At 68.3% G+C, this 17253-nt stretch carries 13 protein-coding genes; 7 read left to right on the top strand and 6 right to left on the bottom strand.

Annotated elements, in window-relative coordinates; genetic code table 11:
• Positions 1-57: 57 nt before the first annotated feature.
• Complete coding sequence (mnmA, locus tag SBI20_RS10300; RefSeq protein WP_317974951.1) at positions 58-1284, top strand: tRNA 2-thiouridine(34) synthase MnmA; 1227 nt, start codon at positions 58-60, stop codon at positions 1282-1284.
• Positions 1285-1495: 211 nt separating this feature from the next.
• Here the strand turns inward: mnmA and SBI20_RS10295 are convergent, their stop codons facing one another.
• Positions 1496-1837 carry a hypothetical protein gene (locus SBI20_RS10295; protein ID WP_317974950.1) on the bottom strand — a complete coding sequence of 114 codons (342 nt, stop codon included), beginning with the start codon at positions 1835-1837 and terminating at the stop codon, positions 1496-1498.
• A 108-nt stretch (positions 1838-1945) separates the two neighbouring features.
• On the opposite strand from SBI20_RS10295, the gene SBI20_RS10290 reads away from it, so the two are divergent.
• Complete coding sequence (locus SBI20_RS10290; protein WP_317974949.1) at positions 1946-3184, top strand: serine hydrolase domain-containing protein; 1239 nt, start codon at positions 1946-1948, stop codon at positions 3182-3184.
• Positions 3185-3300: 116 nt separating this feature from the next.
• Positions 3301-5565, top strand: coding sequence for an NADP-dependent malic enzyme (locus SBI20_RS10285; protein ID WP_317974948.1), 2265 nt, complete (start codon positions 3301-3303; stop codon positions 5563-5565).
• 108 nt (positions 5566-5673) lie between these two features.
• Here SBI20_RS10285 and SBI20_RS10280 read toward each other — a convergent pair whose 3' ends face one another.
• From SBI20_RS10280 to SBI20_RS10260, 5 genes are all read right to left on the bottom strand, one after another.
• Positions 5674-6924, bottom strand: a complete 1251-nt coding sequence (locus tag SBI20_RS10280) for an NAD(P)/FAD-dependent oxidoreductase (RefSeq protein WP_317974947.1) — start codon at positions 6922-6924, stop codon at positions 5674-5676.
• A gap of 124 nt (positions 6925-7048) precedes the next feature.
• On the bottom strand, positions 7049-11785 hold the full coding sequence (locus tag SBI20_RS10275) for an NAD-glutamate dehydrogenase domain-containing protein (RefSeq protein WP_317974946.1): 4737 nt from the start codon (positions 11783-11785) through the stop codon (positions 7049-7051).
• A gap of 253 nt (positions 11786-12038) precedes the next feature.
• Positions 12039-13073: an LLM class flavin-dependent oxidoreductase gene (locus tag SBI20_RS10270; protein ID WP_317974945.1), complete on the bottom strand. Its 1035-nt coding sequence runs from the start codon at positions 13071-13073 to the stop codon at positions 12039-12041.
• The gene (locus tag SBI20_RS10265) at positions 13070-14023 is read right to left on the bottom strand and encodes a tetratricopeptide repeat protein (RefSeq protein ID WP_317974944.1); all 954 of its coding nucleotides are present in this window, start codon (positions 14021-14023) and stop codon (positions 13070-13072) included. Before SBI20_RS10265 ends, SBI20_RS10270 begins: the two co-directional genes overlap by 4 nt.
• Positions 14024-14055: 32 nt before the next feature.
• Entirely contained in the window at positions 14056-14859 is an 804-nt protein-coding gene (locus SBI20_RS10260; RefSeq protein ID WP_317974943.1) for an alpha/beta hydrolase, read from the bottom strand.
• Positions 14860-15029: 170 nt separating this feature from the next.
• On the opposite strand from SBI20_RS10260, the gene erpA reads away from it, so the two are divergent.
• The 4 genes from erpA to SBI20_RS10240 all read left to right on the top strand — a co-directional run bounded on the left by erpA (position 15030) and on the right by SBI20_RS10240 (position 17086).
• Positions 15030-15365, top strand: a complete 336-nt coding sequence (gene erpA, locus SBI20_RS10255) for an iron-sulfur cluster insertion protein ErpA (protein WP_317974942.1) — start codon at positions 15030-15032, stop codon at positions 15363-15365.
• A complete protein-coding gene (gene xth, locus SBI20_RS10250; protein ID WP_317974941.1) occupies positions 15362-16153 on the top strand; it encodes an exodeoxyribonuclease III in 792 nt (263 codons plus the stop codon). The genes erpA and xth overlap by 4 nt, the downstream gene beginning before the upstream one ends.
• 165 nt (positions 16154-16318) lie before the next feature.
• Entirely contained in the window at positions 16319-16516 is a 198-nt protein-coding gene (locus SBI20_RS10245; RefSeq protein ID WP_317974940.1) for a hypothetical protein, read from the top strand.
• Positions 16517-16612: 96 nt separating this feature from the next.
• Complete coding sequence (locus tag SBI20_RS10240; protein WP_317974939.1) at positions 16613-17086, top strand: Fur family transcriptional regulator; 474 nt, start codon at positions 16613-16615, stop codon at positions 17084-17086.
• Positions 17087-17253 lie beyond the last annotated feature (167 nt).

Below are 17253 nucleotides of genomic sequence, written 5' to 3'. Positions count from 1 at the left end.
GGCGCTGTCCCCCATTTTTGCGCTGAAACCGGGGGCCAAAACGCCTATGGGCGGGGGATGAAGTCTATTCCGTCCTGCCCTGTGCCCACTTCCGAGCCCGCGTCCGGGGGCACTCCGTTCGTCCCGGATTTCGGTGATCTGGCCGATCCCTTTGCCTTGTTCGACCTTCCCGCCCCTGCGCGCGAGCGGCGAATCGTGGTGGCCATGTCGGGCGGGGTGGACAGCTCGGTGGTGGCCGGGCTGGCAGCCGCGAGCGGCGCGGAAGTGATCGGCGTCACTTTGCAATTGTACGATTATGGTGCGGCTACCGGGCGCAAGGGCGCCTGCTGTGCGGGCGACGACATCCGCGACGCGCGCGCCGTGGCCGACCGGCTGGGCATTGCCCACTATGTCTTTGATCATGAGTCGCGTTTTCGTGAGGACGTGGTCGAGCGCTTTGCCGACGACTATCTGGCCGGGCGCACGCCGATTCCCTGCATCCGTTGCAACATGGGGCCCAAGTTTACCGACCTGCTGGCCATGGCGCGCGAACTGGGGGCCGATTGTCTGGCGACCGGGCACTATGTCCGGCGGGTAGAACACGAAACCGGTGCGCGGCTCCACCGCGCCGCCGATCCGGCCCGCGACCAGAGCTATTTTCTCTATGGCACCACGCAGGAGCAACTCGAATTCCTGCGTTTCCCGCTCGGCGGCATGCCCAAGCCGCAAGTGCGCGCGCTGGCGCAGGCCATGGGGCTGGGCGTGGCGGCCAAGCCCGACAGCCAGGACATCTGCTTCGTGCCCGACGGCGACTATGCCAAGATCGTGCGCAGCGTGCGGCCCGAGGGCGTGCGGGCGGGGCCCATCGTCCATGCCCGCACCGGAGAGGTGCTCGGCGCCCATCAGGGGGTGATCCACTATACCGTCGGCCAGCGCCGGGGGCTGGAGATCGGCGGCCAGCCCGAGCCGCTCTATGTCGTGGGGATCGATGCCGAGGGGGCCCGCGTGCTGGTCGGCCCGCGCGCGCTGCTCGGCGTGGCCGCCGCGCGGATCACGCAGACCAACCGCATCGGCCCGTTGCCCACCGATGGCACGCCGCTGACGGCCAAGGTCCGCTCGCTGGCCAAGCCGGTGCCGGTCACGCTGGAAGGACCGCTGGGGGATGGCGCGGCCACGACCTTGCGCTTTGCCCAGAGCGAATATGGCGTCGCGCCCGGACAGGCGGCGGTGATCTATGCCGGAGAGCGCGTGGTCGGCGGCGGCTGGATCGAAAGCACCGAGCCCAGCGAACCGCTCGGGATGTGAGTGGGCGCGCGGATAGATCTGATTTTCAATAATTTTGCTCGTCATTCCCGCGCAGGCGGGAATCCAGATACCGGGCCTTGTTCCGGGCTTTGTTACCATGCGCAGGCGTCGGAACTGGATCCCCGCCTGCGCGGGGATGATGAAAATGGATCAAACGTCGCGCAGCGTTTGCATGGGCAAGCCAGGTGTGCGTTGCCCGTGTCGGTGACGCCTAGTCCTGCCAGGGTTGCAGCAGGCAGCCCCAGCCTTTGCGATAGGTGGCGGTCTGCGCGGCGGCCAGCGGCACGCTGGCGGTGACGGTATGGGCTGCCGGGTCCTGCGAGAGCGAGACGGGGAAGCGTCCGGGGGGCATGTCCTTCTCGCAATCGCCCAGCGTCCGCCCGCCGACATAGCGGCACGAACAGGCCACGCGCGCGGCACGGGCGGCTTCGAGCCGGGCGGTCGCCTGTGCCGGGCGCCAGACCAGCATCACGAAAGCCGCGCCGATTGCCAGCGCCAGCAGGGCCAGCAGGCCCAGCCCGCGCACCAGCCGCCCCCGCCCGCGAGAATGCACGGAGCCCCGCCCATCGGGGAGACCTCCGGAATGGAGGGGATCATTTGTGGGTGAAGAAGGCTTGGTGGTTGCCATGTGCATTCGTTCTGGTGGAAAGACCGGGCGATCATGCTGAGCCCCCCGCGATTCCGTCTTTTGCCTGCCTGTCGGTATCTGGCCCGCCGATACCTGGCCCATATCGTGGTGCCGGCTCTTGCGCCAGTTCTTCTCGCGGGCTGTTCGTCGTCGGCGCCGACCACGCCCGCGCTTTCGGACGAGGCGCTCAAGGCGGTGATCGACGATCCGGGGGTGAACCGCGAGCGGCTGGCCCGCGCGGTCGATGCGCTGTTCCGCGACAGCACGGACAGGCAGGGCGGCCAGCAGAACGGCCAGCCAAACAGGATTCCCGGCGAAACACGCGCGGTTCTGGTCATGCAGGGCGGGCGCATCGTGGCCGAACGCTATGCCGATGGCTATCACGAGAATACCCGGCTGGCCGGAGGGGGCATCGTGCGGGCGATCACGGCGGTGATGATCGGCATGCTGGTGTCCGACGGGCGGCTGCGCCTCAACGAGACGGCGCCGGTGCCCGCCTGGCAGCGTCCGGGCGATCCGCGCGGCGAGATCACGCTGCGCCATCTGTTGCAGATGCGGGCCGGGCTCCGGCAGGGACCGGACGATGATGCGCGCATGCTGTTCGGCTCGGGCCGCGACGACATGGCCCGCGCCGCCGAGGACCAGCCGCTGGCCGCCGAACCGGGCGCGCACTGGAGCGGCGACGATTCCGATCAGGTTGCCGGGGGCGACGCGGGCGGGGCGGCCAGCGGGGTGATCCTGGCCGATCTGGCCGCGCGGGTTCTGGCGCCCGATGGCGACCCGGACGCGCGGCGCCGGGCGGTGGCCGATTACTTGCGCACGCGCCTGTTCGAACCGGTCGCCATGCGCGGCATCGTGGCCTCCTACGATGCGGGGGGCACGATGAACGGCGGGGCGATGATCGATGGCACCGCGCGCGATTATGCCCGCTTTGGCGAGTTCCTGCGCAACCGGGGGGCGGTGCATGGCGCGCAACTGGTGCCCCGCCAGTGGATCGATTTCATGGCCTCTCCCTCGCCGCGCGAGAAGCAGTATGGCGCGGGGGTCTGGCTCAACCGCGAGCCCACCCACGGGCAGGCCAGACTCTTCCCCGATCAGGGCCCGCGCGACCTGATTGCCGCGCTGGGCGAAGGCGGGCAGGTGGTTTTGGCCAGTCCCTCGCGCAAGCTGGTGGTGGTGCGGCTGGGGCAGGACGGGCCGGGCGAAAACCCGGTGCTGATGGCGCGGCTGGCCACCCTTGTCGGCCTGTTCCGGCCCGGTGCTGCGGATTGAGGCATTCATCGGCTCATGCATTTTGTGCATGTGCTTGCACGCATTCGACTTCCCTAGAGCATACGAATGTGCAAGGGGGCAGGCGGTAATTTTTCCAGTTTGCCGGGAGAGTGCGAATGTCTGAGGAAAGCAACGTCCGTTTCACTGAACGCGAAGCGCTTTTCTACCACAACACGATCCGGCCGGGCAAAATCGAGATCATCGCCTCCAAGCCCATGGCCACCCAGCGCGACCTGAGCCTGGCCTATTCGCCGGGCGTGGCCGTGCCGGTTCTGGCCATCGCCGAGAATGCGGCGACGGCCTACGACTATACCGCCAAGGGCAACCTCGTTGCGGTGATCTCCAACGGGACCGCGATCCTGGGCCTGGGCAATCTGGGCGCACTGGCTTCCAAGCCGGTGATGGAAGGCAAGGCGGTGCTGTTCAAGCGCTTTGCCGACGTCGACTCGATCGACATCGAACTGGCCACCGAAGACCCCGATGCCTTCATCGAGGCCGTCGCGCTCATGGAACCCAGCTTTGGCGGGATCAACCTTGAAGACATCAAGGCCCCCGAATGCTTCATCATCGAACAGGCCCTGCGCGAGCGCCTGAAGATTCCGGTCATGCACGATGACCAGCACGGCACCGCGATCATCACCGCAGCCGGCCTGCTCAACGCCTGCCACCTGACCAACCGCGCGATGTCGGAAGTCAAGGTCGTGGTCAACGGCGCGGGCGCGGCGGCGATTGCCTGCACCGAGCTGATCAAGGCCATGGGCGTGCGTCACGACAACGTGATCATGTGCGACCGTTCGGGCACGATCTACCAGGGCCGCACCGACAGCATGGACCAGTGGAAGAGCGCGCATGCGATCGATACCCCTGCCCGCACGCTCGAAGAGGCACTGGTCGGCGCCGACATCTTCCTCGGCCTCTCGGCGGCGGATGCGCTCAAGCCCGAATGGGTCAAGAACATGGCGCCCCAGCCGATCATCTTCGCGATGGCCAACCCCGATCCCGAGATCAACCCCAACGCCGCCAAGGCCGTCCGCCCCGACTGCGTGATCGCCACGGGCCGTTCGGACTATCCCAACCAGGTCAACAACGTCCTGGGCTTCCCCTATATCTTCCGTGGCGCGCTCGACGTTCAGGCGACCGCGATCAATGAAGAAATGAAGATCGCGGCAGCCACCGCCATCGCCGAACTCGCGCGCGAGCCGGTCCCCGAGGAAGTCGCCGCGGCCTATGGCAAGAACCACCAGTTCGGCCTCGACTACATCATCCCGGCTCCCTTCGACCCGCGCCTGATGGAAGTGGTGTCTTCGGCGGTGGCCAAGGCGGCGATGGATTCGGGCGTGGCCCGCAAGAACATCGAGGATTTCGAGACCTATCGCGAAAGCCTCAAGGCCCGCCTCAACCCGACCACCTCGGTCCTCACCAACGTCTATGCCAGCGTCAAGCAGTCGCCCAAGCGGGTGATCTTTGCCGAGGCCGAACAGGAAGTGGTGCTGCGCGCCGCGATCCAGTATCGCGATTTCGGCTATGGCACGCCGGTTCTGGTGGGCCGCACGCAGGCCGTGCTCGACAAGCTGGCCGAGCTGGGCGTGTCCAACCCCTCCAGCTTCGAGATCCACAACTCGTCGGTTTCGCCGCTGCTCGAAGACATGGTGGACTATCTCTATCCGCGTCTCCAGCGCCGGGGTTACCTTGAGCGCGACGTGCGCCGCATGGTCAACAACGACCGCAACGTGTTCGCCTCGCTCCTGCTGGCGCTGGGCCATGGCGATGCCATGATCTCGGGCACGACGCGTCCGTTCGCCCAGACCATGAACGAGATCCGCCGCGTTCTCGAACCCAAGCCGGGCACGCTGCCTTTCGGCATCCACGTGATGGTCGGCAAGAACCGCACCGTGTTCCTTGCCGATACGACCGTGAACGAGCGCCCCAACGCGCAGGAACTGGCCGACATCGCGATGGAAACCGCGGCCGTTGCGCGCCGCATGGGCCACGAACCGCGCGTCGCGTTCATGTCCTATTCGACGTTCGGCAACCCCTACGGCAAGTGGCTCGACGCGCTGCGTGATGCGGTGGCGATTCTCGACCAGCGCAACCCCGGCTTCGAGTATGAAGGCGAAATGGCTCCCGATGCCGCGCTCAACCCGCGCATCATGGAAACCTATCCGTTCTGCCGTCTCTCGGGCCCGGCCAACGTGCTGATCATGCCCGGCCTGCAATCGGCCAATATCTCGGCCAAGCTGCTGCGCGAACTGGGCGGCAACGCGATGATCGGCCCGATGCTGCTGAACATGGAAAAGCCCGTGCAGATCGCCCCGATGACCTCGGCGGCGCCCGACCTGCTGACGCTGGCCGTGCTGGCGGCGGCGGGCATCACCGGCTGACGCGAACCCGCGCGATCCCGCATCGCGTGAACAAAAAAGGGGGCGAAGGAGAAACACTCCTTCGCCCCCCTTTTTTTGGTGCGTTTCGCCGGGCTCAGCCTGCGGTGTTTATGCGGTCGCCAGCATGTCCTTGAGGGGAACGCCGGCATCGGCCAGTTGCGCAGCCGACAGCGCGGCGCCGGTTTCGACCAGCTTCTTGCCCTGCACATAGTCCTTGACCATGTTCACGCAGTCGAGCGCGATGACTTTGCCGTTCTTGAGGTAGACCACCGAGAAGCTGCGCGTGGCCGGATCGCCGCGCAGGACGGCTTCGTCGTGGCCGGTCGAGAGGCCCACGGTCTGGAGGCGCAAGTCGTACTGGTTCGACCAGAACCACGGGGTGGCCTTGTAGGGCACGGGCGCGCCGCAGATCGCCTTGGCTGCCACGGTGGCCTGGTCGTTGGCGTTCTGGACCGATTCCAGACGGATCACCGCGCCTTGCGCAAAGGCATTGGCATGGGCCGCGCAATCGCCGATGGCATAGACATGGGGCAGTGAGGTGCGGCAGAATTCGTCGACATCGACGCCATTGCCGCCCGCCGCGCCCGCGGCCAGCAGCGGGCCGACCTGCGGGATGATGCCGATGCCCACGATCACCAGATCGGCGGGCAGGACGCTGCCATCGGCCAGACGCACGCCCGTCACCTTGCCGTCCGCGCCTTCGAGGCAATCGACCGCCACTTGCGTGCGCAAGTCGACGCCGTGGGCGCGGTGCTCGTCCTGATAGAAGGTCGAGAGCGCCTCGCCCGCCACGCGCGCGAGCACGCGGGGCAGGGCTTCGAGCAGGGTGACATGGGCGCCGAACTTGGTCAGCACGGCAGCCGCCTCAAGCCCGATATAGCCGCCACCGATGACCATGGCGCGTTTGGCCCCGGCATCCAGTTCGGCCATCAGGCGGTCGGCATCGGCACGGGTGCGTACACCGTGGACCCCGGCCAGATCGTGGCCGGCGCAGGACAGGCGGCGCGCGTCGCCGCCCGTGGCCCAGATCAGGTCGCCATAGCTGACCGTCGCGCCGTCGGCGGTGCGCAGGACGCGCGCATCGGGATCGACCGCGACGACTTCGTGGCCGAGCGCCATCTCGATGGCCTTGTCTTCCCAGAAGGCCGCCGGGCGGATCATGATCCGCTCGAAGGTCTTTTCGCGGGCGAGGTATTCCTTGGAGAGCGGCGGGCGTTCGTAGGGGAGTTCAGGTTCCCGACCGATCACCAGGATCGAACCGGCAAATCCGTTCTGGCGCAGCGCAATGGCGGCCTGGGCCCCGCCATGGCCCGCCCCCACGATCACCACATCTGCCCGGCCCGCCTCGAATGCACCCATCACGTCCTCCTTTGAACGGGGGGAGGGTTGTGGGCAAATGCCTCTGCACGTCAAGCGTGCAGAGGCATGATTAGCTGGCCTTATGGCAGATTCGCCGTTTTCCTGAGCGGCAAGGCGTTCCGGGTCAGCGCGTCAGCAGGCTGCGCGCCTGGCTGGCGATCTGGGCGAGCATGGCCGGGGTGACGGTGCCTGCCGCGCTGTTGCCCGCCTGGGCGCGGGCGATCAGGGCGCGCAGCTGGCGGACCGGCTGGGCCTTGGCGGCGAGCCAGGCATGGGTGCTGGCCTCGGGATCGGCGCTGCCCATGCGGCGCAGGAATTCGCTGCGCATCTGCTGGAAATCGCGCGCGAGGCCCGCAACCAGCAGGCGCTCCCACGGGTCGGACGGGTTCATCCGTGCGGCGGTCTGCTGCGCCCAGTCGATGCCCAGTTGTGCGCCCAGATCGGCAAAGGCCCCGGTGAGCACGACCGCATCGACATCGAGTTCATCGGCCAGATGGGCAAGGCCGATGGCCCCGTCGAGGTCGAATAGATGGACCACCCGCGCGGCCACTTCGGGCGGGGTGCCGCTCTCGGCCATGTCCTGCGCCATGGCGCGGGCGCGGGCCTGCGCCTCGCCGCGCAGCAGTTCGGTGGTCGTGTGCGAGAGGCGGCCCACCCCGCCGCACAGCGCCTCGATCAGCGCATCGGGCTTGAGCGTGCCGTGGCACGAGCGCAAGACATCGGCCATGTGGCCGCGCAGCGCGCGCGCGGTCGCCTCGAACAGCGAGAGGCGCACCTGCTCGCCCATCGGCGCTGCGTCGAGCATGGCCCATGTCGTGCCCAGGTCGAGCAGGCGCTCGGCGGCGACGAAGGCGGCGGCCACTTGCGCGAGGCTCATCCCTTCCTCTTCGGCCATCTCGAACGGGTGGACGGGGCCAAGGCGGTTGACGATGCGGTTGGCCAGCTTGGTCGCGATGATTTCGCGGCGCAGGCGGTGGTGGACGATCTCGGTCTCGAAGCGTTCGCGCATGGCCTGCGGGAAGGCGGCGAGGAGTTCTTCCTCCAGCACGGGATCATCGACCACCGGGCTCTCTTCGAGCGCGCGTTGCAGCACGAGCTTGGCCGAGGAGAGCAGCACGGCGAGTTCGGGGCGCGACAGGCCGGTTCCGGCCGCCGCCCGGCGGGCATAGTCGTCGGACGGGGCGAGCCCTTCGGTCTTGCGGTCGAGGTCGCCGTTTTCTTCGAGCACGTCGATCAGGCGCACCAGCGCGGGCACGGCCTGCGCCCCGCCGCGTTCGGCGATCGAGAGGGCGAGGGCCTGGAGCCGGTTGTCTTCGAGCACGAGGTGGGCGACCGCCTCGGTCATGCTCGAGAGCAGGGCGACGCGGCCATCCTCGTCGAGCCGTCCGGCGCGCTTGGCGCTGGCCAGCGCGATCTTGATGTTAACCTCGTTGTCCGAGCAATCGACCCCGGCGGAATTGTCGATGAAGTCGGTGTTTACGCGGCCTCCCTTCTGGGCGAACTCGATGCGCGCGGCCTGGGTCATGCCCAGATTGGCGCCTTCGCCGATCACGCGGGCGCGCACGTCGTTGGCCGCGATGCGGTAGGCGTCATTTGCCGGGTCGCCCACGGCAAGATTGGCCTCGCTCGAGGCGCGGATATAGGTGCCGATGCCGCCGAACCACAGCAGGTCGACCGGCGCCTGAAGGATAAGCGCGATCAGCGTGTCGGGGTCGAGTTCCTCCATGCCGATGCCCAGCGCGGCGCGCACTTGCGGGCTGAGCGGGATCGCCTTGAGGCTGCGCGGGAAGACCCCGCCCCCTGCCGAGATCGCGGCGCGGTCATAGTCGTCCCAGCTCGACCGGGGCAGCGCGAACAGGCGCGCGCGCTCGGCCCAGCTGGCTGCCGGATCGGGATCGGGATCGAGGAAGATATGGCGGTGGTCGAAGGCCGCGACGATCTTGAGCGCCTTGGACAGCAACATGCCATTGCCGAACACGTCGCCCGACATGTCGCCCACGCCCACCACGCGGACCGGCTCGGTCTGGACGTCGGTGCCCAGTTCGAGGAAGTGGCGCTGGACCGAGAGCCAGGCACCCTTGGCGGTGATGCCCATCGCCTTGTGGTCATAGCCCTTCGAGCCGCCGCTGGCGAAGGCATCGTCGAGCCAGAAGCCGCGTTCCGCCGCAATCGCATTGGCCACGTCGGAGAACGTGGCGGTGCCCTTGTCGGCGGCGACCACGAAATAGGGGTCTTCGCCGTCGCGGATCAGCACGCCTTGCGGGTGGACGACTTTGCCATCGACGATGTTGTCGGTGATCGAGAGCAGGGTGCGGATGAAGATCTGGTAGCTGGCCTTGCCTTCGGCGAGCCAGGCCTCGCGCTCGCGCACCGGGTCGGGCAGGTGCTTGGGATAGAACCCGCCCTTGGCGCCCGTGGGCACGATCACCGCGTTCTTGACGCGCTGGGCCTTCATGAGGCCGAGGATCTCGGTGCGGAAGTCGTCGCGCCGGTCAGACCAGCGCAGGCCCCCGCGCGCCACGGGCCCTGCGCGCAAGTGGATGCCTTCTACGCGCGGCGAATAGACGAAGATTTCGCGCCATGGCACCGGCTTGGGGAGGCCGGGGACGAGCGCGGAATCGATCTTGAAGGCCAGCGCCTCGGCGGCTGCCGGGGCAAAGGCATTGGTGCGCAAGATCGCCTCGACCACCGCGCGGAAGGCGCGCAGCAGGCGGTCGTCGTTGATCGCGGCGACGGCGGCCAGCCCGGCGCGGATGCGCTCGGCGGCCTTTTGCGCGGCGTCCTCGCGTTCACGCGTGAAATCGGGGTCGTGGCGGGCGCGGAACAGGTCGATCAGCCCGTGGGTCACTTCGGGCGCGGCCTTGAGCGCGTCGACCACGGTGATGATGCCAAAGGTCATCCCGGCCTGACGGAGATAGCGATACCACGCGCGCAGCCAGTTGGCTTGCGTTGCGGTCAGGCCCACGGCCACGATCAGGCGGTTGAACGGATCGTCCTCGGCCTGTCCGTTGAGGACGGCGCTGAGCGATTCCTCGATGGCGGCGCCGCGTGCGAGCAGGGCCTCGGGCGTGGTGTCGGCGGCCAGTGCGACGAGGAAATCGTGAATGAAGCCCAGCTTGCCGTGGTTGAGCGCGGTGGGCACTTCTTCGAGCGCGCGCAGGCCGAAGTTTTCGAGCACGGGCACTGCGTCGGAGAGCACGATGGCCCCCTCGCGCTGGTAGAGCTTGAGGCGCAGGCCTGTCTCGGCGGGCAGGCGGTGAAGGCGCACGGCGCGGCGGGGGGCATCCTCGGCGTTCAGCGCGCGCAGCACGCGGATGTCGTCGGCGGCCTCGGCCGGGCCATAGTCGGCGCGGTAGCCGACCGGAAACGCCGGGGCATAGCGCGCGGCGATGGCGGCGGCGCGGCTGGCATCCTCGACTTTGGCCAGTTCGGCCTCGACCGCGGCGTCCCAGCCGCGCACGAGGGTCTGGAAGGCGGCGTCGAGCGCGGCCTCGTCGATGCCGATGCCCCCGTCGGTCAGGGTGTCATCGTCGCCGCGCATGTCGATGGCAAAGCGGGTGAGGGCCAGCGCCCCGCCCTGGACCTGAAGGCTCCAGTCGATCACCGTGCCGCCGGTCGCCTGTTCGAGCATGCGGGTGACCTGCTCGCGCACTTGCGTCGACTGGCTGTCGCGCGGCTGCCAGACGAACGCATAGAGATGGCGTTCCAGCGCGGCGCGCACGAGGGCGAGGCGCGGGCGGGGGCGGTCGACCAGACCCATCATCGTGGTGGCGATGCGTTCGAGATCGGCATCGGAAAAGCCGATCAGCAGGTCGTGGGGCAGCGCGGTAAGCGCGTGGACGAGGGCCTTGCCCGCATGGCCCGAGGGATCGAAGTCGAGCCGGGTCATGAGCGTTTCGAGCTGGCTGCGCATGCGCGGCACGCGGTCGGGCGTGGCGGCCAGCGCCGAGCTGGTCCAGACCCCGGCATGGACCGAGAGCGCGACGACCTGTCCGTCGTCCATGACCGGCACGAGGAACAGGTCGAGCGGCACGCGGCGGTGGACGCGCGAAATGCGGTTGGCCTTGACGATCAGCGGCGCGCGCACGGCTTCCTGCCCACGCACTCCGGCGCGTTCGAACCAGGCGAAGGCGCGCGCGTAGGATGCGTCGGACAGCAGGGTTTCCTCGCTCGACCGGCACACGCCGAGCGTTTCGCTGCGGGTGCCGTCGCGGTGGCGGGTGACATGGCCGAGCTGGGTGAGCATGCCGTCGGCCAGCCAGCGCAGCAGCGCGGCGCCTTCGGGATCGGGCAGGCTGCGCGCTTCCTGCTGCATCAGGCTCTGCATCTGCGGCCAGTCGTCGACGGCGGCATGGACATCGGCGAGCGTGGCGGCGAGCGCGGCGGCCAGTTCGCGGCGGGCCTTGGCGTCGGCGCGCTCGGTTTCGAGGTAGATCATCGACTCGCGCAGCTCGCCGATGGCCTCGCCCTCGGGCAGGGCGGTGAGGGTGCCGGCACCATCACGGCGGACGGCCACGACCGGGTGGAGCAGGCGCTCGATGGCCAGACCCTGGGCGGTGATCGTCGCGGCGATCGAATCGACCAGGAACGGCATGTCGTCGTTGATCACCGCGATGCGCAGTGCGCGCTGCCCGCCCATGCTCTCGATGGCCAGAGCGGGTGCGCGGCCCTGCCGGGTGGCGGCGGTGGCGAGGGTGAAGCGGGCTGCTTCCGTCAGCCGGTCCTCGTCGAAATCGGCGGCTTCGCCGGGAAGCAGGGCATGGGCGAGCCGCCCGGCGAGCGCGGTGACCAGCGGATCGCGGTCGGTTCCCGCAGGGGTGCCGGTGGAGGGTGTGGTGGAATCGACGGTGGTGGATGCCATGACCTGTGCTTCCTGCATTCCCGGGGCCGGGTGGGGCGGGCGGAGCCGCCCCTTGTCTACCCTGTCCCTGTTATCGTTCTGGGTTGTCGTTCTGGTTGGGCCGTGATGCGCCCGAAAATCTTGTCATTGTCTTGCACGGCGGCTGGCGGGTTTGCGCAGCACGGCTGCAATATGGTATCATGTGAAACTGTATTGGCGAAAACGGGTTTGGCAAGGGTGCGCGGACAGGCACCAGTGGATCAAACAGGACGGATCAAATCGCGCGGAGCGGATCGCCGGTGAGGGCCGTGGCTTGGCCCTGCCCTGCCTCCCCTCCCAATGCTTCCATCGTGAGCGCGAGCGAGCGGCGGCGCAAGGCCGGATCGTAGGTGGCGCCCGCCACGATGATCTCGTCGGCGCCGGTGCGCTGCTGGAAGGCCTCCAGCCCGGCGCGCACGGTCTGCGGGCTGCCGATGGCGCTGACCTGCCGGAAATGGTCGAGCGTGGCGCGCTGGGACGGGGCGAGCGTGTCGCGATAGTGCAGGACTGGCGGCGGCAGGCGGCCCGGATCGCCGCTGCGCAGGCGCACGAACGACTGGTCCTGGCTGCTGGCCAGATAGAGGGCTTCCTCGTCGCTGGGGGCGCACAGCACGTTGATGGCGGCCATGACATGAGGCTTGTCGAGGGTTTCGGACGGGGTGAACCGCTCGCGATAGAGCTTGAGCGCGCCGTCGAGATGGTCGGGCGCGAAGTGCGAGGCAAAGGCATAGGGCAGGCCCATCATGGCCGCCAGTTGCGCGCCAAACAGGCTGGAGCCCAGAATCCACAGCGCCACCGCCGCGCCCGCGCCGGGGGTGGCCTGAAGCGGCAGGCGGCGGTCTGCGGCAAACAGCGCCTGCAATTCGGCCACGTCGGCGGGGAAATCCTCGGCGGCGCGGTTCACGTCCTTGCGCAGGGCGCGCACGATGCGCTGGTCGGCGCCCGGCGCGCGCCCCAGCCCGAGGTCGATCCGCCCCGGATAGAGCGCATCGAGCGCGCCGAACTGTTCGGCGATCACCAGCGGGTTGTGGTTGGGCAGCATGATCCCGCCTGCGCCCAGACGGATGGTCTGCGTGGCATGGCCCAGATGGGCCAGCACGACCGAGACCGCCGCCCCCGCGATGCCCGGCATGCCGTGATGCTCGGCGACCCAGTAGCGATGATACCCTGCCTCTTCGGCGGCCTTCGCGGTGAGCGCGGCCTCGCGCAGGGCCTGGCCGACAGTGCCGCCCTCGATGACCGGGACGAGATCGAGGACGGAAAGTTTCATCGTGTGATGGCCTCTGCTTGCGCCTTTTTGGGGGCGGACGAAGTCGATGTGGGGGCCGCGCCGATCTGTTCAAGGTATCCGCGCGCGACTTGGGCTTCGTCGCTGTCGGGCGCCATGGCGACGACCGATTGCCACGATTGCCGCGCGGCGTCCTCGCGCTGGCTCAGTTCGGCGATCACCCCGGCCTCCACGCCGATGGCCGGGTTGCGCGGGTCGAGCCGGGCGGCTGTTTCGATGTCGTGCTGGGCCTGCGTCAGGTTCTTGTCGCGGCGGGCGAGCGTGGCCGAGAGCAGCCAGCTTTCGGCATTGTCGGGGGCGAGGGTATGGGCCTGGCCCAGCGCGGCGGCCGCATCGGCGGTGCGCCCGAGCGCGACGAGCGCGCGGGCGCGGTCGTTGAGCATCGCGGCGCGGGCCGGATTGTCGGCAAAACCGGGCACGGCGAGCGCGCGGTCGAGCCAGGTGAGCGCGTCCTGCGGCTTGCCCGCGCCCAGCGCGGCATTGCCCGCCATGGCCATGAGCGGCACCGCGCCGACCGCCTGCGAGGCCGGAATCTGGCTGACCGCATCGGCAAAGGCGCCCATCGCGCCGGTGAAGTCGTTCTGCTGGGTCAGCATCATGCCCAGGCACTGGTCGGCGCGGACATGTTCGCTCGGCACTTTGGTTTCGGCCAGCCAGTGTTCGGCAAGGCTGACGGCCATGGCCGGATTGTCGCGCCCGATATTCAGGCAATCGGCCAGACGGTCATGACGGGCAGGGGCCGGGGCGCGATCAGGCCGGGCTCCATCGGGCTGAACCGGGGTGAGCGGATCGCTCGACCGGGGGCGGTGATGGCCCGGAATCGGCAGGTCCGAAAATTGCTGGGCCTTGGGATTGGGGCCGACCTGACGCCAGACCGTATCGAGGGGGCGGGGCGCGGGTGCGGTGGCAAGAAGGAGGGTGGCCAGAAGCATCAGGGTGAGGGCTCTAGGTTCGGGGGACCCGTTCAGGGATGGGCCAGAAGGCGGGCGAGCGTGTCGAGCAGAACGGCGATGTCCTGCGGGCGCGACAGGCGATGGTCTCCGTCCTTGATCAGGTGGACCTGCACCATGGCTGAACGCAGGGCCTCGGCCAGACGCAGGCTCAGGCCCCAGGGCACGACCTCGTCGGCCTGACCGTGGATCAGGATGGCCGGGCCGTCGAAGGGAATCGGGCCATGAACCTCGGTGTCGAGCTGGTGGAGCGCCTCGCCATCGGCCCAGAACGCGGCATGGGTGGGCGTGGGTTTCGGGCCATAGGGGCTTTCTTCATAGTGCGTCTGGCCGCTGGCGAGCGCGGCCTTTTCCTGTTCGGTGAAGCCCCAGTCGGTGAAATCGGGGGCGGCGGCCAGCCCGACGAGGCCCGCTGCCTGCCTGCCCAGCGCGCGGGCGACCAGCAGCATCAGCCAGCCTCCCATGCTCGATCCGACCAGCACGACTTTGCCCAGATTGTGGGCGCGGATCATCGCGACGACCTCGTCGCGCCAGCGCGAGAGCGTGCCGTCCGCAAAATCGCCTTCCGACTGGCCGCAGCCTGAATAGTCCATCAACAGGCAGGCATGGCCTTGCCGGGCGGCCCAGTCGAACAGGGCTTCGGCCTTGGTCCCGGTCATGTCCGACATGTAGCCGGGCAGGAAGACCAGCGCGGGCGCGCCTGAATGGACCAGTGTGTGGGCCAGTGCGTGGGCCGGATCGCGTGCGGGCAGGAAACGGGTCGCGAGGCGGAGCCCGTGGGGCCCCATGTGGAACGTGGGCGGGATCGGTGTGCTCATGGCGCATGGTGTTAGAAGCCAATGGCCCGGATTGCATCCCCTGTCGTTTGGCCCCCCGTAGTCGGCCCGGTTGCCGGCTTTACCATCTGCACAGCACTTTCCCGGGCTTGTCTCCCTGAGCTGGTCCCTGCCTCTTGAGCCGGGCCGCGCCTGCGCCTATCTCGCTGTGCATGAGCCAGCCCCCGATCATTCTCGCCCCTTCGGCCGCCGCGCGCGTGGCCACGATTGCCGCCAAGCAGGCCCGCCCTGCCATCCTGCGGCTCGCCGTCGAGGGTGGGGGGTGTTCGGGCTTCCAGTATCGCTTCGGCCTTGCCGAAGGCGAGCCGGACGCCGAGGATACCGTGGTCGAGACCGATGGCGTGCGGCTGGTGGTCGATGCGATGAGCCTCGACCTCGTGGCCGGGGCCACGGTCGATTACGTCGAGTCGCTGGGCGGCGCGGCCTTCCGGGTGACCAACCCCAACGCGGCCTCGGGCTGTGGCTGCGGCGCGAGTTTCTCGGTGTGAGCCAGGCCGGTACGCTTAAACTCGCCAGCTTCAACATCAACGGGATCAAGGCGCGCCTGCCGCGCCTGCTCGAATGGCTCGAAGAAACCCGGCCACAGGTCGCCTGTCTTCAGGAGATCAAGACCCAGGACGAGGGCTTTCCGGCCGAGGCATTCGAGAAGATCGGCTACAAGGCGATCTGGCACGGCCAGAAGGGCTTCAACGGCGTGGCCATCCTCGCCGACGGGGAGCAGCCGGTCGAAGTGCAGCGCGGGCTGGAGGGCGACCCCGACGATGCCCATTCGCGCTACCTTGAGGCCGATGTCTTCGGGGTGCGGGTCGTGTGCATCTACCTGCCCAACGGCAACCCGCAGCCCGGCCCCAAGTTCGACTACAAGTTGCGCTGGATGGAGCGGCTGCGCACGCGCATGGATGCGATCTGGGCGGAGGAAGTCCCCGCGCTGGTGCTGGGTGACTACAACGTGATCCCCCACGACCGCGACATCTGGGACAAGCGGGCGATGGCCGACGATGCGCTGATGCAGCCGGCCTCGCGCGATGCCTATGCGCGCCTGCTCGGCGATGGCTGGACCGATGCGATTGGCCTGCATCATCCGCGCGGCGGGATCTGGACGTTCTGGGACTATCAGGCCGGGGCCTGGCCGCGCGACCACGGGTTCCGCATCGATCATGCGCTGCTCTCGCCCGAACTGGCCGACCGGCTGGTCGAGTCGGGCGTCGACAAGGCCTATCGCGGGCGGGAAAAGGCCAGCGATCATGCGCCGGTCTGGGTCAGGCTTCGGGCCTGATGCATCCGTAAAATGACATAAGTACCATTCGAAAACTCTGTTCATCGATAAAAAAGAACGCTTCGTCGATAGATGGGGGCGATCGCGAGGCTTGCGAGGTAAGGGCGCGACCGCAGGCGGCTAAACCGTAGCTGTTTGCAACTGAATATTGGACAGGTTGTCGTCATGGGTCTGTTTCGCAAGGATTTTTTCCGCTCGCTCCTCGTCGGTTTCGTGATCGGAACCGTGGGTATGGGCGTGACCATGATGAGCGAGGCCCGCACTCTGGCGCTGGCCGCAACCTCGTCGCCCGCAGCGGCCCGCGCCGCTGCCCCGATGGCGCCCACGATGTCGTCGGTCGCGCTGGCTTCGGCTTCGCGCTGAACCGCTGTCCCGCGTGCCCGATGCGCGCGGGATTTGTGCCCGGATCGGCCCGAAACCGGTTTGCATAAGCAGGGGCTCGTCCCTATCTGACAGGCCATGGGCGGGCACCATCATCATCACGACTATGCCGGCGAAGGGCTGGTCAATGCAGCGCGCGAGGCGCTGACCGTTGCCGGCGAACAATGGACCGGGATGCGCGCCGATGTCTTCGCCGCGCTCGTCGCGCAGCCGCGCCCGGCCTCGGCCTACGACATCGCCGAACATGTCGGGCAGGCGCGCGGCAAGCGCGTGGCGCCCAACAGCGTCTATCGCATCCTCGACCTTTTCGTGCGCACCAATCTGGCGCGCCGGGTGGAAAGCGCGAATGCCTATGTGGCCAACCCCCATCCGGGCTGCCGCCACGACTGCATCTTCCTGATCTGCGACGCCTGCGGGCAGGCGACCCACCTCGACGACGACAGGCTGACCGGCCTCCTGCGCGAGGCGGCCCGCGACGCGGGCTTTGCCGACGTGCGCCCGGTCGTCGAGATTCGCGGGCGCTGCGGGGCCTGCGGGCCTGTGCCGGACTGAAACAGGCCTTTTACGATTCGATCTGAGAGTCTGATTCGAAATTCGCCGAAGGGGCGAATTTCGGTCCGGCACCAGCCCACTCCCCCACCCGACCTCCCAACAATAGTACCCTATGAGAGGTCGGGTGGGGGAGTGGGCCGGTGCCGGACGATCCGAAACTATAGTTT

Origin of the sequence: Novosphingobium sp. IK01, from assembly GCF_033242265.1 — a bacterium.
In the GTDB taxonomy this organism is placed as follows: domain Bacteria; phylum Pseudomonadota; class Alphaproteobacteria; order Sphingomonadales; family Sphingomonadaceae; genus Novosphingobium; species Novosphingobium pituita.
The sequence above is the reverse complement of the archived record's forward strand: the minus strand, read 5'-3'. Positions and strand labels throughout refer to the sequence as shown.